Source organism: Rhizobium sp. 9140 (assembly GCF_900067135.1).
Classification (GTDB): domain Bacteria; phylum Pseudomonadota; class Alphaproteobacteria; order Rhizobiales; family Rhizobiaceae; genus Ferranicluibacter.
Genome location: NZ_FJUR01000002.1, coordinates 643,416 through 665,748 on the forward strand (window position 1 = coordinate 643,416; position 22,333 = coordinate 665,748).

The 22,333-nt window shown below is 60.5% G+C and carries 19 protein-coding genes and 1 pseudogene; 7 read left to right on the top strand and 13 right to left on the bottom strand.

The genetic code is table 11. From position 1 onward, the window contains the following. Positions 1-2: 2 nt before the first annotated feature. Together GA0004734_RS20320 and GA0004734_RS20325 are read right to left on the bottom strand one after the other, a co-directional pair. Positions 3-902, bottom strand: a complete 900-nt coding sequence (locus GA0004734_RS20320; protein WP_092937397.1) for a carbohydrate ABC transporter permease — start codon at positions 900-902, stop codon at positions 3-5. A gap of 136 nt (positions 903-1,038) precedes the next feature. After that, positions 1,039-2,337, bottom strand: a complete 1,299-nt coding sequence (locus GA0004734_RS20325) for an ABC transporter substrate-binding protein (protein ID WP_092937399.1) — start codon at positions 2,335-2,337, stop codon at positions 1,039-1,041. Positions 2,338-2,711: 374 nt separating this feature from the next. Here GA0004734_RS20325 and GA0004734_RS20330 point away from each other — a divergent pair, with 374 nt between their 5' ends. After that, a complete protein-coding gene (locus tag GA0004734_RS20330; protein WP_092937401.1) occupies positions 2,712-4,175 on the top strand; it encodes a flavin-containing monooxygenase in 1,464 nt (487 codons plus the stop codon). An 18-nt stretch (positions 4,176-4,193) separates the two neighbouring features. On the opposite strand, the gene GA0004734_RS20335 is transcribed toward GA0004734_RS20330, so the two are convergent. The 5 genes from GA0004734_RS20335 to GA0004734_RS20355 form a co-directional block, all read right to left on the bottom strand. Beyond that, on the bottom strand, positions 4,194-5,438 hold the full coding sequence (locus GA0004734_RS20335; protein ID WP_245292558.1) for a questin oxidase family protein: 1,245 nt from the start codon (positions 5,436-5,438) through the stop codon (positions 4,194-4,196). 25 nt (positions 5,439-5,463) lie between these two features. Continuing rightward, positions 5,464-6,297: a DeoR/GlpR family DNA-binding transcription regulator gene (locus tag GA0004734_RS20340; protein ID WP_092937405.1), complete on the bottom strand. Its 834-nt coding sequence runs from the start codon at positions 6,295-6,297 to the stop codon at positions 5,464-5,466. A gap of 139 nt (positions 6,298-6,436) precedes the next feature. Further along, on the bottom strand, positions 6,437-7,117 hold the full coding sequence (locus GA0004734_RS20345; RefSeq protein ID WP_092937407.1) for an HAD family hydrolase: 681 nt from the start codon (positions 7,115-7,117) through the stop codon (positions 6,437-6,439). Next, positions 7,117-8,625, bottom strand: coding sequence for an FGGY-family carbohydrate kinase (locus GA0004734_RS20350; protein ID WP_092937409.1), 1,509 nt, complete (start codon positions 8,623-8,625; stop codon positions 7,117-7,119). Before GA0004734_RS20350 ends, GA0004734_RS20345 begins: the two co-directional genes overlap by 1 nt. A 14-nt stretch (positions 8,626-8,639) precedes the next feature. Beyond that, positions 8,640-9,440 (bottom strand): BtpA/SgcQ family protein, encoded by an 801-nt coding sequence (locus GA0004734_RS20355; protein ID WP_092938228.1) that lies wholly within the window; start codon positions 9,438-9,440, stop codon positions 8,640-8,642. Between the two features lie 242 nt (positions 9,441-9,682). Here GA0004734_RS20355 and GA0004734_RS20360 point away from each other — a divergent pair, with 242 nt between their 5' ends. Continuing rightward, positions 9,683-10,468, top strand: a complete 786-nt coding sequence (locus GA0004734_RS20360; protein ID WP_092937411.1) for an SDR family NAD(P)-dependent oxidoreductase — start codon at positions 9,683-9,685, stop codon at positions 10,466-10,468. Between the two features lie 215 nt (positions 10,469-10,683). On the opposite strand, the gene GA0004734_RS20365 is transcribed toward GA0004734_RS20360, so the two are convergent. Both GA0004734_RS20365 and GA0004734_RS20370 read right to left on the bottom strand, forming a co-directional pair. Further along, complete coding sequence (locus GA0004734_RS20365; RefSeq protein WP_245292559.1) at positions 10,684-10,959, bottom strand: aldo/keto reductase; 276 nt, start codon at positions 10,957-10,959, stop codon at positions 10,684-10,686. A gap of 321 nt (positions 10,960-11,280) precedes the next feature. Next, a complete protein-coding gene (locus GA0004734_RS20370) occupies positions 11,281-11,544 on the bottom strand; it encodes a hypothetical protein (protein WP_245292560.1) in 264 nt (87 codons plus the stop codon). 129 nt (positions 11,545-11,673) lie between these two features. Between GA0004734_RS20370 and GA0004734_RS20375 the strand changes: the two genes are divergently transcribed. The 4 genes from GA0004734_RS20375 to mce all read left to right on the top strand — a co-directional run bounded on the left by GA0004734_RS20375 (position 11,674) and on the right by mce (position 17,953). After that, positions 11,674-13,206, top strand: a complete 1,533-nt coding sequence (locus GA0004734_RS20375; protein ID WP_092937413.1) for an acyl-CoA carboxylase subunit beta — start codon at positions 11,674-11,676, stop codon at positions 13,204-13,206. Between the two features lie 185 nt (positions 13,207-13,391). Further along, positions 13,392-15,395, top strand: coding sequence for an acetyl-CoA carboxylase biotin carboxylase subunit (locus GA0004734_RS20380; protein ID WP_092937417.1), 2,004 nt, complete (start codon positions 13,392-13,394; stop codon positions 15,393-15,395). Then, positions 15,395-17,536, top strand: a complete 2,142-nt coding sequence (scpA, locus tag GA0004734_RS20385; RefSeq protein ID WP_092937419.1) for a methylmalonyl-CoA mutase — start codon at positions 15,395-15,397, stop codon at positions 17,534-17,536. Before GA0004734_RS20380 ends, scpA begins: the two co-directional genes overlap by 1 nt. Before the next feature lie 6 nt (positions 17,537-17,542). After that, the gene (mce, locus tag GA0004734_RS20390) at positions 17,543-17,953 is read left to right on the top strand and encodes a methylmalonyl-CoA epimerase (RefSeq protein ID WP_092937421.1); all 411 of its coding nucleotides are present in this window, start codon (positions 17,543-17,545) and stop codon (positions 17,951-17,953) included. Positions 17,954-18,058: 105 nt separating this feature from the next. On the opposite strand, the gene GA0004734_RS20395 is transcribed toward mce, so the two are convergent. Continuing rightward, on the bottom strand, positions 18,059-18,277 hold the full coding sequence (locus tag GA0004734_RS20395; RefSeq protein WP_175386569.1) for an SDR family oxidoreductase: 219 nt from the start codon (positions 18,275-18,277) through the stop codon (positions 18,059-18,061). Beyond that, positions 18,273-18,552: pseudogene (locus tag GA0004734_RS20400) on the bottom strand (cysteine hydrolase); the annotation flags it as partial. The pseudogene GA0004734_RS20400 and the gene GA0004734_RS20395, both read right to left, overlap by 5 nt. 375 nt (positions 18,553-18,927) lie before the next feature. Between GA0004734_RS20400 and GA0004734_RS20405 the strand changes: the two are divergent. Beyond that, on the top strand, positions 18,928-19,962 hold the full coding sequence (locus tag GA0004734_RS20405) for a LacI family DNA-binding transcriptional regulator (protein WP_092937425.1): 1,035 nt from the start codon (positions 18,928-18,930) through the stop codon (positions 19,960-19,962). Between the two features lie 3 nt (positions 19,963-19,965). On the opposite strand, the gene GA0004734_RS20410 is transcribed toward GA0004734_RS20405, so the two are convergent. Together GA0004734_RS20410 and GA0004734_RS20415 are read right to left on the bottom strand one after the other, a co-directional pair. Continuing rightward, positions 19,966-20,913, bottom strand: coding sequence for an alpha/beta hydrolase (locus GA0004734_RS20410; RefSeq protein ID WP_092937427.1), 948 nt, complete (start codon positions 20,911-20,913; stop codon positions 19,966-19,968). Further along, positions 20,910-22,058 (bottom strand): Gfo/Idh/MocA family protein, encoded by a 1,149-nt coding sequence (locus GA0004734_RS20415; RefSeq protein WP_092938230.1) that lies wholly within the window; start codon positions 22,056-22,058, stop codon positions 20,910-20,912. Before GA0004734_RS20415 ends, GA0004734_RS20410 begins: the two co-directional genes overlap by 4 nt. Positions 22,059-22,333 lie beyond the last annotated feature (275 nt).

Sequence of the window (22,333 nt, forward strand, 5' to 3'; positions counted from 1 at the left end):
GACTACTTCCCGTTGATTCGAACATCGGCGCGGCGGACGACCAGAAGCAATATCGTGGCGATCAGCGCGATGAACAGAAGCGTGACGTTGCCGACCGCCGAAGCAAACCCGACATTGAAGAACTGTAGCCCTTCCTTGACGCCCAGCATCATCAGCGTGTTGGTCGCATCGTTGGGACCACCCCCCGTCGTCACGAAAACGGAGTCGAAAACGCGAAACGCGTCCATCGTGCGCAGCGTCAAGGCCAGGAACACGGAGGGCAGCATCAGCGGAAGGATGAGCATGGTAAACCGCTGCCAGGCAGTCGCACCATCGACCAGACCCGCCTCCAGAACATCGCCCGGAAGCGCCTTCAGTCCGGCAAGCAGGATCAGCGTCATCAAGGGCGTCCATTCCCAGCAATCGATCAGGATCAGCATCCAGAGCGCCGTCCCGGCATCCGTCAGCAGGCCCGACCGGGGACCGATACCCGCTTCCGACAGGAAGAAGCCGATGATGCCAAAATCGGCGCCCAGCATGGCCTTGAAGATCAACCCGACAACGAGCGGCGTGATCGTGGAGGGGATGAGAAGGAAGGCGAGCACCATGCGGTTGAACCGGCTGTCGCGCCAGAGAAGCAGCGCCAATGCAAAGCCGAACACCAGTTGCAGCCCGACGCTGAAGAAGGTGAACTGAAACGTGTTCAGGATCGCCTTGCGGGTCGTCGCATCGGAAAAGATATCGACGTAATTCTGCAAGCCGACGAATTGCGTCCGTGCGGGCCGCAGGAGATTGTACTTGTAGAAGCTGTAGCCAATGCCCTGTGCGAGTGGCCAGAGGCCGACGGCGGCGACATAGAGCACGGCCGGCACGGTCATGAAGAACAGGAAGAACCTGCGACGGTTGGCGAAGCTATGATGCATGGCTGTAATCTGCTTATTCAGGAAAGGCCGGATAGTCGGCGTTCATCGGCCCGATCGGATCGCTCTCTGGCGGATAGCTTGAGACGGTCCGCCGGCTTTCGCGCGCCGTTGGTCGGTTCCGGCGCGCGAGGGGATATCAGAACAGATCCTTGGCGGCTTCCTGTGCCTTTCCGAGCGCTTCCTCGGGCGTGGCGGCTCCTGCGAGCACCGCGTTGACCGCCGTTCCCAGCAGGTCCTGGATCTCGGAATATTCCGGGATACGCGGGCGGAAATCGCCGTTGCCATGTTCGTAGGTCTCGGCGATCACCGGCAGGAAGTCGTACTTTGCGAGCAGATCCGGATCGCTCATCTGGCTTTTGCGCATAAAGCCGCCCGCACCCATCATGTTGAATTCTTTGTGGATCTTCTTGCTGGTCAGCCATTTGATGAAGGTCCAGGCAGCCTCCTGCTTGGCTGTATCGACATCGGCGTTGATCGCAAGGCCCCAGCCACCGACGCCATATTGTGGCGTCATGCCCTCAGCGACCGGCGCGACGGCGATGCCCACCTTGCCCACGACGTTGGAAACCTTCGGATCGGAATAGGCGGCAGCGCCCACCGACCACGTCTGCATGAATGTCGCTAAGCCCTGCCGGAAGCTTTCCTCGCGTCCGCCCCAGTCATATTCGATGGCGCCGGGCGGGGCGGCTTCCGTGAACAGTTCCTTGTAGATTGCAAGGCTCTTGATGTTCGCTTCGGAGTTCAAGGCCGGCTTGCCGTCCTTGTCAACGATCGAGCCGCCGAGCTGGTTATTGTATTGCATCCAGTCCTGCGCCACGGCCGGACCCTTCTGGCCGTTTGCAACGAAACCGTAGATCTTCTTGGAGGGATCGTTGAGCTTCTTGGCGTCGTCCACCAGTTGCTCCATGCTTGCCGGCGGCTTCAGGCCGGCGGCGTCGAGAATATCCTTGCGATATGCCAGCACGTTGGCGTAGAGCGCGAAGGGGAAAGCGACATATTTCCCCTTGTATTGCCCGAGCGATTCCAGGGCCACAGGATAGATGTCGTCGAGATCGAGGCCTGAGGCATCCCGCTTGACCCAATCCGTCAGATCAACCGAATAGTTGTTCTCCGCGTATGCGCCGGCCCAGACGATGTCCATGGTCACCAGGTCGTAACCCTTGGTGTCGCCGATGAAGTCAGCGGTCGTCTTGGTCAGGAGGGTACCGTAGTCCATGATCTCGACTTTAAGATCCGCGCCGGTTTCTTCCTTGAAAGCCGGTGCGAGTTCCGTCAGGACTTTCGAGAAGCCGTCGTTCATCGAGGCAATTGTCAGGCTGACGCCGTCAAGCGACTTCGCCTGCGCATAGGCCGTCGTCGCCATCAGCGCGGCGAGCGCCGAAGCCACCACATGCCCCTTCGATGTCAGCGTGAATAATGGAGAAATCTTCGCCATACTGCCTGCCCTTCCTGTTCCGGAGTTGATTGAAGGCAAGGTTATCCTGACACCGATCCAAGTCAAACAAAAAAACACAAAAATAACATTAACTCAGCTTATTGCTCAAGCCTGCTCAAACCATTTGCACAATGCCCAAATGCTAGACGCATCGTTGTCGATTTTATTAGCACGACGCCATTGATGGCTTATCATGCTGTATCCGCTAAGCGATTCCCAAGAATACCGTTGACGAAAGTATGCGATAGGCGTTGTTCGAATGCCTAAAGAGCTCCTGCCTCAGCAACGCCCACAGTTTAGAAAATAACATATTCAAACACTTTACAACTTTTTGATGTTTGCTAGGCTGGAAGAAACACCGGAAGCTCGTCACCATGTCGCAGACGCCGCCAAACCCAAGCCTCGCATCGCTGGAGCATCACCTGCCGAATGTGCCGGATCTCGCGCACCTTGAGGCACAGGTGCGCCGAGACCTCGACAGTATCGAGGCGTCACCACGCGCCTGGGTACCGGAACGCCGTGATGCTTACGGCAATGTGATTTCCGACGTCGTCATCGTCGGCGCAGGCCTTACAGGACTCTCGCTCGCCTTCGGGTTGAAGCGGCAGGGCATAGAGCGAGTTCGTTTGATCGACGCTGCGCCAGCCGGTCTTGAAGGGCCGTGGCTGACCACCGCGCGGATGCGCACCCTGCGCTCTCCCAAGACGCTCAGTGGCCCGGATCTCGGCATACCGAGCCTGACATACCGCGCCTGGCATGAAGCCGTCGAGGGGCACGAGAGCTGGGAACAGCTGGACAAGATCGATCGACAGGCCTGGATGGCTTATCTTGCATGGTTTCGTTCGATGATCGGGCTTCCCGTCGAGAACGATACTCGCCTTCTCTCGATCTCGCAGGTGGACGACCACCTCCGTCTCCAAGTCGAAAACGGTGGGCAAAGTTCCTGTATCGCATGCCGCAAAGTGGTGCTGGCAACCGGGCTGGAAGGCGCCGGCGGGTTCAACGTGCCGCCCGACGTCGCTACATTGCCCCGCACGCGATGGACCCATAGCGGCGAATTGATCGACCCCGGCATTTTATCGGCAAAACGCGTTGGCGTCATCGGTGCTGCTGCGTCGAGCTTCGACTGGGCCGTGACGGCGCTGGAAGCTGGCGCCACCAGCGTTACCTTGCTCGCCCGGTCCCCGGTGCTTCCCCGCACGGAAATTCTCGATTGGTCGAATTTCCCCGGCTTTCTCAATCATTTCGCGGATCTGGATGATCAGACGCGTTATCGCTTCACACGCCGGATGTTCGATTTCAAGACGCCCCCGACCAATGAGATGTACGGGCGTGCCATGGCGTTTCCCGATTGCCGACTGGTAACGGGCGCACGTATCTGCTCGATCGGCATGACCGACGACGCCGTCGTCATCTCGACGGCCAAAGGCGATTTTGTCTTCGATCACCTGCTCCTCGGAACCGGATATTCCGTCGATCTCTCGCGCCGCCCGGAACTTGCAAGCCATGTCGACCAGATCGCGACCTGGGCGGATCGCTTCGTTCCCGCTACGGGCGAAGAGGACCCGGATCTTCTGGCGTACCCCTATCTGGGGCCGGCTTTCGAGTTGATGGAAAAGACACCGGGCGCCTTACCGATGCTCGCCAACATTCACGTGTTCAATAGCGCTGCGGTGCCCAGTCTGGGGCCGATCTGCAACGGCATCACCGGCCTGAAATCGGGTGTTCCAAAGCTGGTGTCCGGCATCTGCCGCGGGTTGTTCCTGTCCGACATCGAGCATTTCTATCGTTCGCTCGATCGCTACGACAAGACGCATTTCCAGCCGGAACCCGTTTAGCGGCAACACGTCGCAATCCTAGGCGATCAACCCGACCCGCCGAGCGGCAACGACCTTGTAGAGCCTGTCGCCCGTATGGCGATATTCCTCGAAGGCGGAGAAGACGAGCGAATGATCGTGCTCGTCGTCCGATGCGACGGCTGCGGCGGCAATCTCCCGGTCATCAGGAAGCGGCAGCACACGCCACGCGGCGATGACGTCAGGCGATGGCGGAAGCGGCATGCCGATCTTGGTATAGAGCGCGAGAACGACTTCCCAGAAATGCACGGCAAGCTGCTGCGGTTTATCGAGATGCGGGCTGACCAACCGCAACCAATGACATCCCGTCACCGCATGAAGCGCTTCGAAACTCATAGAGCTTGAGTAGAGCAGAAGCGATGCAGGACGGATCTGCTCCAGAAACTCCGGCGTATCGACCAGACGACCGAGCCGATCCTGAAACGCCGGGATTTTGCCCATGGCCTCAATCCACTTCCAAAGCAGATGCGTGGGCGCCTCGACGTTGTGAAACACAGATTCGTCGCGCATCGCCAGGAGATGGGCGAGTGGATCGGTCTCCGTCGCGATACGATCGTCGGGAATACCGTTATAGTAAAGATAGGTCGCGGCCCAAAAGCCAAGCGCGTTCGCGACTTCCGTGTCGTCGGAACGCATCAGCGCATAGGCAAGGCGCATCAAACCATGGGTAGCGGACGCGGCGACACCGGGGGCAAGGATGGGTACATAGCGTCGGACCGCGGCCCGCCCGCCGATTTCCCTAACGACACCCGCGAAGAAAAGCCGAAGATCGGCTTCGCGCTCACGGTCGCCGAGATGGTTTTCCCAACTTGCCTCGTCGAGCGGCGATACGGCAGGAGGTGGAAAAGGCACCGCGTGAACGCGGATGTAGTGATCGGCGTACTCCTCCAACCGCGCAGATGACGCGCCCAACTGCACCATAGCCTCAAGCACCATTGGAAGATGATTGGCGAGGCAGACGGGAAACTCACCGCTCCGCCGGCCGATCTCTGCTATCAAGGCGGCAGCCGAACGCATCCCGGTCTCAGCGGCGTCGAACGCTTGAACGCTCGTAAACTGTTGCATTGCCGACATCCTGTTGTCCTGAACGCCCGTTACCAGGCAGCATTGGTTGAATTTATGAGATATAAACAATATCAAACATAAGAACCGAATACCAATCGATGTCTGGCTCGTCGTGCAGGCCAGCCACGGAAACCAAGACCTCGCCTTGCCATCTGCATTCGTCGGTGCCGCGAAGCACACCGTGTGAACCCGTTAGGCAGGCTTTCTATCGAGCGATGACGATCTCGACTCCGGCCTTCTTCAAGGCGCTATCGAGCGTCCCCGTCGGCGCCTCGTCACAAATCAGGGTGTCGAACTCGCCGAGAGCGGCCACCAGCACGAGCGACATGCGATTGAACTTCGTTGAATCGCACAGCACAATCTTGCGAGACGCACGTGTGAGATAAACGCGTTTCATGTCCGTATCCTCGAACGAATAATCGAAGATACCCTCCGGAGCGAGGCCCGATACCCCGACGAAAGCGATGTCGAACCATAGCATTTCGAACTGAGCGACCGCGGAAGGCCCGCTGATCGACATTTCATCGCTGCGGATCTTGCCGCCTGCGAGATAGGTTTCCACGCCACGGCCAGAGAGTTGCCCGCCGCTACGAATGCTGTTCGTAAAAATCTTGGTCTGGGCGCGCGGCGTGAGTGCCTCGGCAACAAAATAGGTCGTGGTGCCCACATCAAGCGCAATGCTGCGAGACCCATTTGCCAACTCTGCCGCAGCCACGGCAATCCGTCGCTTGAGGGAAACGTTGCGGGCGAGGCGGGCGTCAAAGGCCGGTTCCTCTCCATCAAAATTGTCGGTTGCTGCGGCTAGGGGTACACGATCCGGCTTGACGGCGCCGCCATGTGTGCGGATCAGCCTCCCCTCCTTCTCCAATTCGACAAGATCTCGCCTGACCGTCATTTCCGAGACCGACAGTTGCTGGGCCAGATCACTGACCGTGACGGACCCAAGCCGACCGATCTCGCTGACAATCGCCGCTTGTCTGACCTGCGCAAGGAACTTCGGACGTTCGTTGGGTTTTGTAGCGGACTGCTCGCTCGTCATCTGGCCCTGTGTCTCGCTCTCGTTCCCAGCCACCGCAATACCTCATGGCCGCTGCTTCAAACATGGTCTGTTCGAATCAAACATACAATGCCGGGATAGGATATGCCGCAGCTTGCCTTGATGTACAGACGCACATTTCTCACGTCTGTTCGGAATGCGCCTGCTCGACCAGGAATAGTGTGCGAAGACGACGGAAATCGTCGATGACATGAACACGATCCAGCGGATAGCCTCCCGCGTTGCCGGCGTCTTCGCCGGCGAGGTATAACATGGCGTAAAGACCGGCTGTCTGTGCCGAGCGAATACCCGTACTGCTGTCTTCGACCGCGACCACAGTTTCGGGCGCGAGACCGAGCCGCTCGACGGCTATGCCATAGGGCACAGGTGACGGCTTTCCCTCGCTGACATCATCAAGGCTGATAGAGAATTGAATGCTGTGGCTTAAGCCTAGTGCATCGATGTTGGCATCAACGATCGCTCGACATGAATTGGAAACGCAGACCTGAGGTATTCCAAGACGATGAAGCTCACGAACCGCGTCGACAGCCCCGGGGATAGCGACGAGAGTGTGCCGACTGGCGATATAATGCCGGTTGATGGCAGCGGCCCAATCGACCTCCTGAAGCGCTGGCGGCAGCCTGTCGCGTAACAGGCGCCAGACATCGCCCATATGGATCCCCCGAAATGCCATGTCCGGCAGTTCTCGAAGATCGGTGCCGAACTCCATGGATGCCGCAACCAGCGCACGATGGTGGAGAGGCTCGCTGTCGACAAGCGTGCCATCTATATCCCAAGCGACGGCTGAGAACCGTGGCCGCATCACGAAGACAGCTTCCAAGTCGGCGCGAGGCGCCTGTAGAGATCGCGGTACCGGTGGTAGCCAGCCTCATACGTGGCAATATTTTCCATGTTCGGTTGCAGAACATCGGAGAATGTCACGAAGCGGGTGACGGTGCGCCAGTCGCTTTCCAATCCAACGCCAATGGCCGCAGCCCATGCGGCGCCGATGCACGAGCCGGGATGGCCAGACAGACGCTGCAGCGGCGCGTTCAGCACGTCGGCAACGATCTGCATCCAGACGGTGCTTTGAGATCCGCCATCCGACACCAGGAAACGCTTCGGTTCATGCCCCATATCGACCAGGACTTCGACATGATGGCGGATCGCGTAAGCGTAGGACTCGAGCAGCGCCCGCCACATATGGCCGATGTCGTGGGACAACGTCAGGCCTTCGATCACGCCTCGTGCTGCGGGATCATGTATCGGCGTCTTTTCGCCAAGGAGATACGGTAGAATCGTCAGGCCATCGGCGCCGGCCGGCCTGGCGTCAGCGAGCACGTCGAGATGCTGGTGAATGCTGCGTTCGGCGGCCAGCGCGGCCGCTCGTTCGCCGCCTGCAAACGTTTCTGCAAACCAATTGAGCGCGGATCCGCCGGTCGACATGCAGCCGTTCGGCATGTAAAGCCCGGGAACAAGGTGGTAGTCGAGAAAGAGCCTTGGATCCGGCTTGACGATATCGGTCGCCGTTAGAATGTCCACCGCACCGCCGAACTTCAGGAGAACATCTCCTGCATCGATCACACCGGCGCCAAGGGCGGACGCGATCATGTCGGCCGCACCGCCAACAACCGGCGTTCCCACGGCAAGCCCGGTCTCGGCCGATCCGCGGGCATCGACATGTCCCATGATGTCCGAGGAAGCCCGTTTCGGCGGAACAACGTCCCGATCGATATGTGCCAGACGCACCAGTTCGTCGTCGATCGCGCCCGTCGCGATGTTGACGAAGCCAGCCTCGAGCGCCCAGTTCTGCTCCACCGCACGCTCACCGGTCAGCCGGTAATTGATGTAATCATAGGAGCCGAAGACCGTTGCAATCCGAGCAAACACCTCCGGCTCGTGCCTTTCGACCCAACGCAGCTTGGCCGTTACGAGTTGCTGGTTGATGCCATTCCCTGCCTTGGCCAGAAACGCCCCTTCGTTCCATTCCGCCCGCAATTCCTCGACCTCCAGGCCGCAGCGGCCGTCGCTTTGCTGAATGCTCGGCCGCAGGACGTCTCCTTTGCTATCGAGAAGAACAACGGCAGGCAGCATGCCCGTCACGCCGATGCCGGCGATGTCCGACGCAGTCAGGCCCGAAACCTCCAGAAGCTCCGCAATGATGATGCAGGCGTTCCGCCACCAATCCCGAGGATCTTCCTCGGCCCAGCCGACGTGAGGAGAGGACAGCGTGACCGGCCGTGACGCTGTGGCGAGGATCTGATCCGGCAGGCCGACGAGAATTCCGATCGTCGATGTCGTACCGATGTCCAACCCGATGACCGCGGCCATGCGAACTCTCCGTATCAACGCAGCGTTTCCACGACGTCCATGAACCGCTTGACCCGATTTGCGTCGACCGCATTCCATGTATTTCCGTCGATCTTGAAGTGGGTGCCAATCACGCAACCCTGCGCCATCGAGAAGACATCGCGGATGTTGTCGATGTTGACGCCGGTATTGGCGAAGACGGGCACATCCTGAACGGTTTCGCACACCTCCCGGAGGTCGGATTCGTTGGCGGGCTGTCCCGTGATGGGGCCGGACACCAGAATTGCGTCGGCAACCGACGAGAAGACCGCACTTTTGGCACGCAATGCGATCGGGCGCTGATCGAGCGAGTAAGCGAATTCGGCATTGATATTGAACAGCATCTTCATATCGCTCCGGCCGAGATTGGCGCGAAGACGGGCGGCGCCACCGCAATCCGGCTGCCACAGTCCCATGTCGGATGCAAACAGGCCAGTGAAGATTTCGCGGACAAAACTTGCACCTGTCACCGCGCCGATTGCGACGCTCGACAGGGGATCCCAGAGATAGTTGACGCCGAATGGTACCCTCAACAGGGGCTTGGTTGCCTGCACGACAGCGGTCATTGCTGCGATGCTTTCCGGCGACCCCTTGAACACGTAAGGCCGATCGTTCTCGTTTCCGAACATGATCGCATCGACACCACCGGCCTGAAGCTTCTCGACGTCGCGGGCAACGTCATCGATCAGCTTCTGCAGTCCACCATCGGCGTTGTAAAGCGGCGAACCTGGAAGGGCGCCGATATGGGCCATCGCGATAACAGCCTTCTTGCGATCTCCGAAACACTCAAAAACCATCATTAAATCCTTTGGCATCGCCATGTTCTGCCGCTTCATGACCATGAGCGGCTTCAATTATGTCCGTGACACGCTCCCCGACCGGGAGCTTGAGCTGCGAACCGGCAGAGGTTCAACCAAGAGCCGCATCCGTCATCTGCTCAAAAAACATAAACAGCAAAACAAACATAATCAAACACAAAAAACATTTGCGAAGGTAGATTTTGTTGGATACGCTTTTGAGAAGCGATAGAGGAGCCGATATGCAGCAACCCGTTTTTCCCGAGCTTAAGGGGCGTCGTGCCTTTCTGACCGGCGGCGCCACCGGTATTGGTTTTGCCATCGCAAAGGCGTTGGCCGCTCAGGGCGTCACCATCGCTATCGCCGATATCGACGTCCCCGCGGCAGAACGAGCGGCACAATCCATTGGCGGTGGTTCGGTCGCTGTCGAGATCGATGTGCGCCGGCGCGCGTCGGTCGAAACCGCCTTTGCGCGCGCGATATCCCTGATCGGAGGCTGCGAGATCGTCATTGCCAATGCCGGCGTTTCCACAATGCAGAAGGCGCTGGAGTTGACCGATGAGGAATGGGACTTCAACTTCGACGTCAACACCCGCGGCATTTTTCTGACAAACCAGATCGCCGGGCGGCATCTGGTGGCGCAGGGAAGCGGCTGCATCGTCAACACGGCATCTCTCGCCGCAAAAGTCGGCGCACCGCTGCTGGCTCACTATTCCGCCAGCAAGTTCGCGGTTCTCGGATGGACACAGGCTTTTGCGCGCGAACTCGCTTCGGACGGCATTCGCGTGAATGCGGTATGCCCCGGCTTCGTCAAGACCGGCATGCAGAGCCGGGAAATCGAATGGGAAGCCAGTTTGCGCGGCATCAGCGCCGAACAGGTATTTAACGAGTATGTCGGGCAGACGCCGCTGGGGCGCATCGAAACGCCGGAAGATGTCGCAGATGTCGTGGTCTTCCTGTGCTCGAACAGCGCCCGCTTCATGACGGGCCAGGGCATAAACGTGACAGGCGGCGTCTACATGACCTGATCCACATCATGGTCCATGGGCGCAAATGCCCGCACCTGTGTTCCGTCTGATGGACGAAAGCGGCCCGGAGAGCATTTCAGTTTTCAGCCGCTCGTTTCAAAACAGGTCCGGTGTCGCGCCACGCGCGTACGGGTGCAGTCGTTGTCGAGCCAGTCGCCACATTCGGTTGCGACACCTTTCCTGGCGCCTGTTATGGACGAGGCGACGGAACGTTCTCAGGCGACGATCTTGCGCAGGTTCTCCTCGCTGCCCCAGGACAGAGCTCTTCTCTTTGGCCCATCCGGATCGGGGCTGCTGACCGTGTCGGACTGACCGAGCTGGTAGATATCTGCCGTGTCGATAAAATTACCGCCAGCCTCGGCATAATGGTTGAAAACAGCCGTACTATCGTCAGCATTGGCGCCATGCCCCCAGCCCGTACCGAAATTGCCCGTGCCGAGGGCAATCTGCGAAACGCGAAGACCGGTTTTTCCGAACGATGTGTACTTCACAAGATTTTCTTTCATCCGAACCATGGAAAGACGTGACCGATGCGGCTGCAAGGCGATGGGCCACCTCCACGAAACGGCTTGGTGCCGTGACGTTCTCCTTTGCCATGACAACCTCCTTGGAAGGCCGCCGACTATTGTTAATGATGATGGCTATCATCATAATAGTCAAGCACGAGCGACGACCAACGTCATTCTCAGAATGGTGCGGCTATACGAGACAAGGATTTTACCGCCTGTGACGCCGGCATCGTTCCTCTTCAAGGCAAGCAGGATGACCAAGCCGACGACGCACGTCAGCTGACAAGGCGACCGCAAAAGCGGTCATCCATTGACGTCTACGCCCATGCAACTCTGAACCCGTCCCTCAAGGAGCCTGCGCGCAATGTCGGGCACCTCGGCCAGCCCGATGACGTTCGTCGTGCGGGCGAGCTTGGCAAGATCGAAATCGCGGGACAGACGCAACCAGGCCTTCACGCGAACAGATTGCGGGGCGCTGACGGAATCGATACCGGCAAGCGTGGTCGCGTTGTTCGCGTCCCTCCGTTCCCGGATTCTACGACCGATGAAAAGCTTTCCGATGGCCATGTCCGCTACTTCGCAGAATCTATTGTGCATTTTCCTATTTTACACACGCATGCACGATCAAGTGTTTTGTGAAACCCGTCCCTGCGTTACAAATGTGCGCACCCCGTAACGCCTTGAAGTGGAAATGACATGCGATCCGTTCTTGAACAGCTTGAGTCACGACGGGCCGAAGCAAGGCTCGGGGGCGGTCAGAAGCGCATCGATGCCCAGCACGGCAAAGGCAAACTTACGGCACGCGAGCGGATCGAGGTTCTTTTGGATGAGGGCTCGTTCGAAGAGTACGACATGTATGTGACCCACCGTGCCGTTGATTTCGGAATGGCCGGTCAGAAGATTGCCGGCGACGGGGTCGTGACGGGCTGGGGCACGATCAACGGCCGGCAGGTCTATGTCTTCTCCCAGGATTTCACCGTTCTCGGCGGTTCCCTGTCGGAAACGCACGCGCAAAAAATCTGCAAGATCATGGATATCGCGGTCAAGGTCGGCGCACCGGTGATCGGCCTCAACGATAGCGGAGGCGCCCGCATTCAGGAGGGGGTCGCATCGCTGGCCGGCTATGCCGACGTGTTCAAGCGCAATGTCGACGCCTCCGGCGTCATCCCCCAGATTTCGGTGATTATGGGACCGTGTGCCGGCGGGGCGGTCTATTCGCCGGCCATGACTGACTTCATTTTCATGGTTCGCGACAGTTCCTACATGTTCGTGACCGGCCCGGATGTCGTGAAGACGGTGACCAACGAGATCGTCACCGCCGAGGAACTGGGCGGTGCGCGAACCCACACCACAAAATCATCCGTCGCGGACGGCGCCTTTGAAAACGACGTGGAAGCACTCGAGCAGATCCGTTTACTGTTCGACTTCCTGCCTCTCAACAACCGCGAACAGGCGCCCGTGCGCCCATTCTTCGACGATCCCGCACGGATCGAGCACCGCCTCGACACGCTGGTTCCGGCGGCGTCGAACAAGCCCTACGACATGCGGGAATTGATCCTGGCGGTTGCGGACGAGGGCGACTTCTTCGAGATCCAGGGAGCCTTTGCCCGCAACATCATCACCGGATTCATCCGCATAGAGGGACAGTCCGTCGGCGTCGTCGCCAATCAGCCGATGGTGCTGGCTGGCTGCCTCGATATCGATTCCGCCCGTAAGGCGGCCCGGTTCGTCCGGTTCTGCGATGCGTTCAATATTCCCATTCTGACCTTAGTCGATGTTCCCGGATTCCTTCCCGGAACGTCGCAGGAGTATGGGGGCGTCATCAAACACGGCGCCAAGCTTCTTTTCGCCTACGGTCAGGCGACAGTGCCGATGGTCACCCTGATCACGCGCAAGGCCTATGGCGGAGCCTATGACGTGATGGCCTCCAAGCACATTGGCGCCGATGTCAATTACGCCTGGCCGACAGCCGAGATCGCCGTCATGGGCGCCAAAGGCGCCACCGAAATCCTGTACCGGTCGGAGCTTGGCGATCCCGACAAGATCGCAGCCCGCACCCGGGAATACGAAGAACGGTTTGCCAATCCCTTCGTTGCCGCAGAGCGCGGTTTCATCGATGAGGTCATCATGCCGCATTCGTCCCGCCGCCGCATTGCCCGTGCCTTTGCCTCGCTGCGCAACAAGCAAAGTCATGTGCATTGGCGCAAGCACGACACGATACCCTTGTGAGCGCCATGCCGAGCATTCTAGACATGAGAGACGCCGTTGCGCGCGATACAGCATTCGCCATGCGGCTGGAGGACTGCCGGATGTGCAGGGGCGCGGCATCGGTCGCCGGATCGTCGATCAACGCGAAGGCCATCACAAGGGAACGGTCGCCAGACCCCAACAGCGCTTCAGTCGCGGGATAACCCATGTTCAAGAAAATTCTGATTGCGAACCGCGGTGAAATCGCCTGCCGGGTGATCAAAACGGCCAAGAAGATGGGTATCGCCACCGTCGCCGTCTATTCCGATGCCGACGCCGACGCATTGCATGTGAAGATGGCGGACGAAGCCGTGCATATCGGGCCGGCGCCATCGAACCAGTCCTATATCGTCATCGACAGGATCCTCGATGCGGTCCGCCGGACGGGCGCCGATGCCGTTCATCCGGGTTACGGCTTCCTCTCGGAAAACGCCGCTTTCGCCGAGGCGCTGGAGACGGAAGGCGTCGTCTTCATCGGTCCGCCGGTCAAAGCCATCCAGGCAATGGGTGACAAGATCACCTCGAAGAAGCTGGCAGCGGAAGCCGGCGTTTCCACGGTTCCCGGCCATATGGGCCTGATCGCCGATGCTGACGAGGCGGTGAAGATCGCTGGCGAAATCGGCTACCCGGTCATGATCAAGGCGTCTGCCGGCGGCGGCGGCAAGGGCATGCGCATCGCGTGGAACGATGCCGAAGCCCGTGAAGGCTTTCAGTCCTCCAAAAACGAGGCCAAAGCGTCCTTCGGCGACGACCGCATCTTCATCGAAAAATTCGTCACGCAACCGCGCCATATCGAAATCCAGGTGCTCGGCGACAAGCACGGCACCGTGCTCTATCTCGGCGAGCGCGAATGCTCGATCCAGCGGCGCAACCAGAAGGTCATCGAGGAGGCTCCCTCGCCGTTCCTCGACACGGAGACCCGGCGCGCCATGGGCGAGCAGGCCGTCGCGCTGTCGAAGGCCGTCGGCTATCACTCGGCCGGCACGGTCGAATTCATCGTTGACGGCGACAGAAACTTCTATTTCCTTGAGATGAACACCCGCCTGCAGGTCGAGCACCCGGTAACGGAGCTGATCACCGGCATCGACCTCGTCGAGCAGATGATCCGGGTTGCCGCAGGCGAAAAACTGTCGCTCGACCAGGACGACGTTAAACTGAACGGCTGGGCGATCGAAAGCCGGCTTTATGCCGAGGACCCCTACCGCAATTTCCTGCCCTCGATCGGCCGGCTGTCATGCTATCGCCCGCCGCAGGAAGGCGAGAGACCGGACGGCACCGTCGTGCGCAACGACACAGGCGTCTTCGAGGGCGGCGAGATCTCGATGCATTACGACCCGATGGTCGCCAAGCTCTGCACCTGGGCGCCGGACAGGCTTGCGGCCATCGATGCGATGAGCGCTGCGCTGGACGATTTCGAGGTCGAGGGCATCGGTCATAACCTGCCCTTCCTCTCGGCCGTGATGCAGCATGACCGGTTTCGGTCCGGCAACATCACCACAGCCTTCATCACTGAGGAGTTTCCCGACGGTTTCCACGGCGTTGCGCCGGACACGACGGCAGCCCGGAAACTGGCAACGATTGCAACCCACATCAACCACACACTCCAGAACCGCGCCGCGCAGATCTCCGGAACGATCGGCAACCACCGGCGGGTCGTCGGGCGACACTGGGTGGCAACGGTGGCCGACCAGACGTTCGAGCTGACGCTGGATTCCTCTGCAGAGGCGACGACCGTGCAGTTTGCCGATGGAACGGTATCGACGATCTCGGGTCGGTGGCAGCCGGGGCAAAGCCATGCCCATGTCTCGGTGGATGGAGAGCGGATCGGCGTCAAGATCTCCCACTCCGGTGTTGGAATTCGTCTTCGCTGGCGGGGTATGGATCTGGTGGCTCATGTGAGAGAGCCGAGGGTGGCACAGCTCGCGCGCCTCATGCCTGTCAAACTGCCGCCCGATACCTCGAAAATGCTTCTCTGCCCGATGCCGGGCATCATCACCGTGATAGCGGTTCAAGAGGGTGAGAAGGTCGAGGCAGGCCAGGCGCTTGCGATCGTCGAGGCGATGAAGATGGAAAATACCTTGCGCTCCGAAAAACGTGCGACGGTAAAGCGCATTGCCGCATTGGCCGGCCAGAGCCTTGCGGTCGATGAACTGATCATGGAGTTCGAGTGATGTCCGATGCGAAAACAGAAGCTGACTGGCAGAAACTGGCGGAGCGCGAGCTGAAAGCCCCTGCGGAAACACTCGTGTGGCACACGCCCGAGGGCATCGACGTCAAGGCGCTCTATACCGCGGCGGATCTGAAGGATGTCGGACATCTGGACTCACTACCGGGGTTCGCACCTTTTACCCGCGGGCCACGCGCGACGATGTATGCTGGTCGGCCCTGGACGATCCGGCAATATGCCGGCTTCTCGACGGCCGAAGCATCGAACGCCTTCTACAAGCGCAACCTTGCCGCCGGGCAGAAAGGCCTGTCCGTTGCCTTCGACCTTGCCACGCATCGCGGCTATGACAGCGATCACCCCCGCGTCGAGGGCGATGTCGGCAAGGCCGGCGTGGCGATCGACAGCGTCGAGGACATGAAGATCCTGTTCGACGGCATCCCGCTGGACGAGATGTCGGTGTCGATGACCATGAATGGCGCCGTGATCCCGATCCTTGCCAACTTCATCGTCGCGGGCGAAGAGCAAGGCGTCTCGCGCGAAAAACTGTCGGGCACGATTCAGAACGACATCCTCAAGGAGTTCATGGTCCGCAACACCTATATCTATCCGCCGGAACCCTCGATGCGGATCATCGCCGACATCATCGAATACACGGCGAAGGAGATGCCGAAGTTCAATTCCATCTCGATATCCGGCTACCATATGCAGGAGGCCGGCTCGACGCTGGTGCAGGAACTGGCTTTCACGCTGGCCGATGGTCGCGAATATGTCCGGGCCGCACTCGCCAAGGGACTGAATGTCGATGCGTTTGCCGGACGGCTGTCGTTCTTCTTCGCCATCGGTATGAATTTCTTCATGGAGGCCGCCAAGCTGCGTGCCGCGCGCCTTCTCTGGTCGCGGATCATGGCGGAGTTCGAGCCCAAAATGCCGTCTTCCTTAATGCTGCGCACCCATTGCCAGACCTCCGGCGTCTCCCTGCAGGAACAGGACCCCTACAACAACATCGTCCGCACGGCCTACGAAGCACTATCGGCCGTGCTCGGCGGCACCCAGTCGCTGCATACCAACGCACTGGATGAGGCGATGGCCCTGCCGACGGAGTTCTCCGCCCGCATCGCCCGCAACACCCAGCTGATCCTGCAGCACGAGACCGGTGTCACCCGCGTGGTCGATCCGCTGGCCGGCTCTTACTACGTCGAAAGTCTGACCGACGAACTTGCCAGCAAGGCCTGGGAGCTGATCGAGGAGATCGAGGCGCTGGGCGGCATGACCGAGGCGGTGGCGACAGGCATGCCGAAGCGCCGGATCGAGGAAGCGGCCACCCGCCGACAGGCTGCCGTCGACCGTGGCGAGGAGGTCATCGTCGGCGTCAACAAATACCGGCTCGAAGACGAGGACCCGCTCGACATTCTCGACATCGACAATGCTGCCGTGCGCATCGCCCAGATCCGGCGCATCGAGGAGACCAAGCGGCGCCGTGATCCGGCTGCGGTCGAAGCGACGCTGGCGACACTCACCGGAATTGCACGCCAGGGACACGGCAATCTACTGGCGGCCGCCGTCGATGCGGCTCGGGCACGCGCCACGGTGGGCGAGATTTCCGATGCCATGCGCATGGTCTTCGGCGATCACACCGCCGTTTCCGAAGTCGTCGCCGATGTCTACGGCGCGGCTTACGAGAACGACCCGGAATATACCACGCTGGTCGGCCGGCTCGGCGCATTCGCCGCCGCGCTTTCGGTCAAGCCGAAGATCATGGTCGCAAAGCTTGGCCAGGACGGCCATGACCGTGGCGCCAAGATCATCGCCTCGGCCTTCGGCGACATCGGCTTCGAGGTGCTGGTCGGTCCGCTGTTCCAGACGCCGGACGAGGCCGCCGAGATGGCGGTGAAGAACAGGGTTCATGTGGTCGGCATGTCGTCCCTGGCCGCCGGCCACAAGACGCTGGCGCCGCAGCTGGTCGCGGCCCTGAAGGCGCGCGGTGCCGATAACGTCATCGTCGTCGTCGGCGGTGTCATCCCACGCCAGGATTACGAATTCCTGATCGACAACGGCGTCTCCGCCGTCTTCGGGCCGGGTACGAACGTTCTTGAGGCCGCCCGCGCCGTGATCGATCTGATGCAGGGCAAATTGCGCAACCAGTGAGGCAGCATGTTAGGACCCATCAATCACATCGCAATCGCGGTCCCGGACCTGACTGCAGCCATATCGCTCTACGAGGCTCTGGGGGCGCAGGTATCCAAGCCACAGGATCTGCCCGAACACGGTGTCACCGTCGTCTTCATCGCATTGCCGAATACGAAGATCGAGCTTCTGTATCCCCTCGGTGAGAATTCGCCGATAGCGTCTTTCCTCGCAAAGAACCCGTCGGGCGGGATTCACCACCTTTGCTTCGAGGTGAGCGACATCGAGGGCACGGGCCAGAAAATGCAAGACATCGGGGTTCGTATCCTCGGCTCCGGTGAGCCGAAGATCGGCGCGCATGGCCTTCCCGTCTTGTTTGCGCATCCCAAGGATTTTTGCGGAACGCTCGTGGAGTTTGAACAGGTCGCAAGGCCGTAAAGGGTCTGCATTGCCAGACAGGATCGCGGGACCGGATTGGCCCCATGTGCCAGGGGCCAACCCGAACGAGAGACCGCTCTTACCAGACCGAGCGCCCGCCATCGATCAACACGGTCTGGCCGGAATATAGGCGCCGCCCGGTGAGGCGAGCAGAATGGCAGCGCCAACGATGTCATCGACCGTTGCGATGCGTCCAGCCGGGATTTTCGCCAACAAGGCCTTTTCCCGCGCATCATCGCTCCAGATCTCTTTGGAGAACGCGGTCCGGACAATCGATGGTGAGATCGCATTGGCGATGCCATCGAGACTAGCCCGTACGATCAAGCCCAGTTCCCATCAGCGCACTGTGACGGCGTCCTGAAAACAGCATCGGGCGCAATGCGGAGAGGCGCCAGAGCCGTTACAAACCCGAAGGCCTCGGAAAAGAGGCCGCTGTCTTCGACATGAAAGATCTGGACAACGGGGATCCCCGCAGCCTCCGCCCCATCGATCAGCGCCTGCTGCCGCCCGATAGAGGCTGGCACCATCTCGTCGTCCCAATAGTCGCGATGCCGGAAGGACCCTGGAGCGTCGATGACGATCAGTGCCGTGTCGGACATTGTCCTTCCCCAAAGTGTTGCTATAGCGGTATTCTACGCTCTGTACCTTAAGAACAAAGGTCCCTTCCGGACGACAAGCGGACAATCACGCCAGAATGTTGGAACCTGTTTGATCTCATCATCGTCAGCCGAGTGACGGAGCTATCTGCGATCCCGACGACTCCCATCGGATCGTTGATATGCGTCGGGATTCGTCGGCGATCGTGATGCGTTGAAGCAGGCTGCTGCTCATAGCAACCGGATCATCCCGAACGCGTCCGTCTCCTGACGTTTTCCTTGCGGAATATTTTTCTTTTCGCTTGTAAAATTTTTGTCCGTTGTGAATTTGGAAGAGGTGGAAAGACCCGCCGAGGCGACGACGAGCAGGAAGCATCCGTGGCAAAGAAAAGCTACAAGTCGATGGACGAATTCGCCGGTGCTTGCGGCGTTTCGCGCCCGACGCTGTCGAAGTATTTCCACGATCCGTCGAACGTCAAGGAGGTTACGCGCAAACGCATCGAGGCTGCGTTGAAGAAGTCGAACTTCGAGCCCAATCTCTTTGCCCGGCATCTCAACCGCAAACGCACGCGCAACATCGGCGTGCTCGTTCCCACCATCTCCGATCCTTTCTACGTGCAGGTCGTCACACTCATTGAACTGGAACTCCGCGCCCGCGGATTCTGGCCCATTCAGATTTCGTGCCACACACGGCCCGACCTGGAAGAGGAAGCGATCCGGACGCTCCTGGCACTGAAGGTCGCCGGCGCCATCGTCGCGCCGCTGGGTGCCGGGTCCCGGGCATCGACGCTCCAGAGACTGACGGACACGATCCCCGTCGTCTGTTTCGACAGTCCCGCAAGCTTCGACCTGCCCTATGTCGGCAACGACAATGCCCAGAGTGTTGCGGCCATGGTGCAGTATCTCTGCCGCTCGGGCGAGCCGCCGGTCTTTCTGGAAATTCCGCAGGTCAACGAAAACTCCGGCGAGCGGCAGGAAAGCTATCGGGCGACGATGCTGAAGGAAGGACATGAACCGCTGGTGATCGACTGCGAGACGCCGGCATCCTGGGAATTCGAGCGGCTGGGCTTCGAGCAGATGCAGACGATCCTGAAGCGGGACGGCCTTCCCGGTCGTACGCTCTTCTGCGCCAACGATCGCTTCGCCTTCGGGGCGATGGCCGCGGCCTTTGCGGCCGGGCTGAAGATCGGGCGGGGAGAGGGCTGCGACGTGCGGATCGCCGGCCATGACGACCATCCGCTCAGCCGCTACACATGCCCGCCTTTGACGACCATGGCGCAAAACGCAGGCGCCATCGCCGCGACGAGCGTCGAGATCCTTCTGCGCCGGATCGACGATCTTGACGAGGGGCGCCCGATGCAGGACGACAAGGTCATCCTCGAGGCAACGCTGGTCATGCGGGAGTCCGCCTGATTTTTATCGTCGTGCCTGGCTGTTTCCTGCATCGAACGCAGCCCATGCCACGGCGGCGGCCTCCAGAGCCTCTCGCGCCTGCGGAATGATGCCGCCCATGGAGACGAAGCCGTGAATCTGACCCGGCCAGGTTCTGACGATCACCGTTGCCTCCCTCTGCAAGCGCTTGGCATAGGCCGCACCCTCGTCGTAGAGCACATCATGACCGGCAAGAGCGACGAACGCCGGGGCAACGCCGTGCAACGATGACGCCAGCAGCGGAGACAGGCGCCAGTCCGTCCTGTCGGCATCTTCCGGCAGATAGTGCGCGCGAAACCAGGCCATGCCGGCGGCGGTGAGGCCGAAATCCTGCGCATAGCGGCGATAGCTGTCGGAGTCTTGGGCCTGATCCGTCACGGGATAGATCAGGATCTGCGCCGTCAGTCGCGGCGCCGTGCCGTCCCGCGCCATCAGCGCCAGAACAGCCGCAAGGTTTCCGCCGGCACTGTCGCCGCCGACCGCGATGCGGGCGGGGTCGATGCCGTAGCGCTCGCCGTGTGCCGCCATGTCGGCGAGGACCGCGGCACAGTCGTCGATCGCCGCGGGAAACGGATCATCGGGCGCGAGCCGGTAATCGGGCGAGACAACGACGGCACCTGCCAGATTGGCAAGGATGCGGCAGATATCCTCATGGCTCTCCGGCGCCCCGATAACCCATCCGCCGCCGTGAAGGTAGAGAAGGGCCGGCGCGCGTTCGACTGGCGCGCCCTGCCCGCGCCAAATGCGGAGACGCAATGGCCCAAGAAAGCGTTCCTCCGTCGCCGCTACGTCTTCGAGCGGCTTCTGCAGCGGGGCGAATCCTTCGAGAAAGCCGCTGCGGGCCTCCGCCGGCGATAGCGTCTCGATAGGTGGCGCATTGTCGCTGGCGGCCATATCGAGGAGGCACTTGGCAGAGATATCGAGCCCGGTCATGCGAGCAGGCTCCGGGCTTCGTCTTCCCGCAGTTCGGACGGCTGGTCCACCCCGCCTTCGATGACCTGGGCGACCCCGGTCTCGCCTGCCCGCAGAATACCTTCCATGATCTCCAGCACATGCAGCGCAAGGTCACCGGACGCACGCGGCGGGCGCTTTTCCTCGATCGCCCGGGCGAGATCGGCAAGGCCCAGCATGCGGTAGTTCGCCCTGTCCGGCGCATCGACCGGCCAGTTGACGGCGCCATAGGGAAGCGTCGCCGTATCCATCATCTTCCAGTCGTCACCCCGCTCGGAGAGCGCCACCGTGCCGCCGAACGTGTCCGGGTCCGGCAGGCGCAGCGAGCCTTCGGTGCCATGCAGTTCGATCGGGTGGTTGGAATGGCGGAAGACATCCCATGACGCGCCGAATGTGATCGTGGCACCGCGCTCAAATTCCAGGAGCGACAGGACGCTCGTGGGTGTTCCCACGGAAAAGCGCGTTCCCTTCTTCGGGCCGTCGGCGGTGATCAGCCGGTCCTTCTGGCCGCTGGTGGCCACGGCCTGCACCCGCCGGACGGGACCCATGAGGTTGACCAGCATCGTCAGGTAATAGGGACCCATGTCCATCACGGGGCCGGCACCCGGCTGGTAGTAGAAACCGGGATCAGGATGCCAATGCTCCATGCCGCGCCCCATCATGAAGGCGGTGCCGGTCACCGGTTTGCCGATCGCGCCGGATTCCATCAGTCGCCGCGCATACCGTCCGGCCGCACCGAGAAACGTATCGGGCGCCGAGCCGATCAGAAGTCCGCGCGCAGCAGCTTCGCTCACCAGCCGGCGACCGAGTTCCGCCGTCACGGCCAGCGGCTTTTCCGTGAAGACATGTTTCTGCGCTTCCAGCGCCTGCATCGAAATGTCGAAATGCGCTGCGGGAATCGTGAGGTTGAGCACGAGGTCCACATCGGCTGCCGCCATCAGGGCATCGACGCTGCTGGCGCGCAAGCCAAACTGCGCGGCGCGCTGCTCCGCTGCCTGCGGGTTGACGTCAGCGCAGGCGACGACGTCAACGCCGCGGAACAGCGGCGCGTTGCGCAGGTAGGCCATCGAGATGTTGCCGCATCCCACGATGCCGATCCGAAGTGGTTGGCGAAGAGTGTCCGTCATGTCCTGAACCTGATCGTTGCGCCGCGTTGTCACAAACACGCAGACAAAATATGTTGACGTGCGATAAGAATTTATCTTACGTACAACCAACCAAGCTGGGAGGCAACGGTGATATTCATCAAAATCGCAGCGAACTCCGGCCAATTACAGGCTTTCGAGGCCTGCCGCTGGCGCCTGCCCCATCGCCCGCAAGTCGGCCGGGGCCGCATTCTCGCCTGAAGAGACCAGCGCGTTCTCTGCCGGGAAAAACAGGCAGAGGCGCTCGCGCGGCTGGC

Bases quoted from the DNA above. Each gene is read 5' to 3' on its own strand.
- GA0004734_RS20350 (WP_092937409.1), bottom strand. From the start codon at position 8,625: ATGGCCGCGGTCATCGGGTTGGACATCGGTACGACATCGACGATCGGA.
- mce (WP_092937421.1), top strand. From the start codon at position 17,543: ATGTTAGGACCCATCAATCACATCGCAATCGCGGTCCCGGACCTGACT.
- GA0004734_RS20355 (WP_092938228.1), bottom strand. From the start codon at position 9,440: ATGGTTTTTGAGTGTTTCGGAGATCGCAAGAAGGCTGTTATCGCGATG.
- GA0004734_RS20410 (WP_092937427.1), bottom strand. From the start codon at position 20,913: ATGACCGGGCTCGATATCTCTGCCAAGTGCCTCCTCGATATGGCCGCC.
- GA0004734_RS20380 (WP_092937417.1), top strand. From the start codon at position 13,392: ATGTTCAAGAAAATTCTGATTGCGAACCGCGGTGAAATCGCCTGCCGG.
- GA0004734_RS20330 (WP_092937401.1), top strand. From the start codon at position 2,712: ATGTCGCAGACGCCGCCAAACCCAAGCCTCGCATCGCTGGAGCATCAC.
- GA0004734_RS20360 (WP_092937411.1), top strand. From the start codon at position 9,683: ATGCAGCAACCCGTTTTTCCCGAGCTTAAGGGGCGTCGTGCCTTTCTG.
- GA0004734_RS20340 (WP_092937405.1), bottom strand. From the start codon at position 6,297: ATGACGAGCGAGCAGTCCGCTACAAAACCCAACGAACGTCCGAAGTTC.
- GA0004734_RS20325 (WP_092937399.1), bottom strand. From the start codon at position 2,337: ATGGCGAAGATTTCTCCATTATTCACGCTGACATCGAAGGGGCATGTG.
- GA0004734_RS20345 (WP_092937407.1), bottom strand. From the start codon at position 7,117: ATGCGGCCACGGTTCTCAGCCGTCGCTTGGGATATAGATGGCACGCTT.
- GA0004734_RS20370 (WP_245292560.1), bottom strand. From the start codon at position 11,544: ATGGCCATCGGAAAGCTTTTCATCGGTCGTAGAATCCGGGAACGGAGG.
- GA0004734_RS20320 (WP_092937397.1), bottom strand. From the start codon at position 902: ATGCATCATAGCTTCGCCAACCGTCGCAGGTTCTTCCTGTTCTTCATG.
- scpA (WP_092937419.1), top strand. From the start codon at position 15,395: ATGTCCGATGCGAAAACAGAAGCTGACTGGCAGAAACTGGCGGAGCGC.
- GA0004734_RS20415 (WP_092938230.1), bottom strand. From the start codon at position 22,058: ATGACGGACACTCTTCGCCAACCACTTCGGATCGGCATCGTGGGATGC.
- GA0004734_RS20375 (WP_092937413.1), top strand. From the start codon at position 11,674: ATGCGATCCGTTCTTGAACAGCTTGAGTCACGACGGGCCGAAGCAAGG.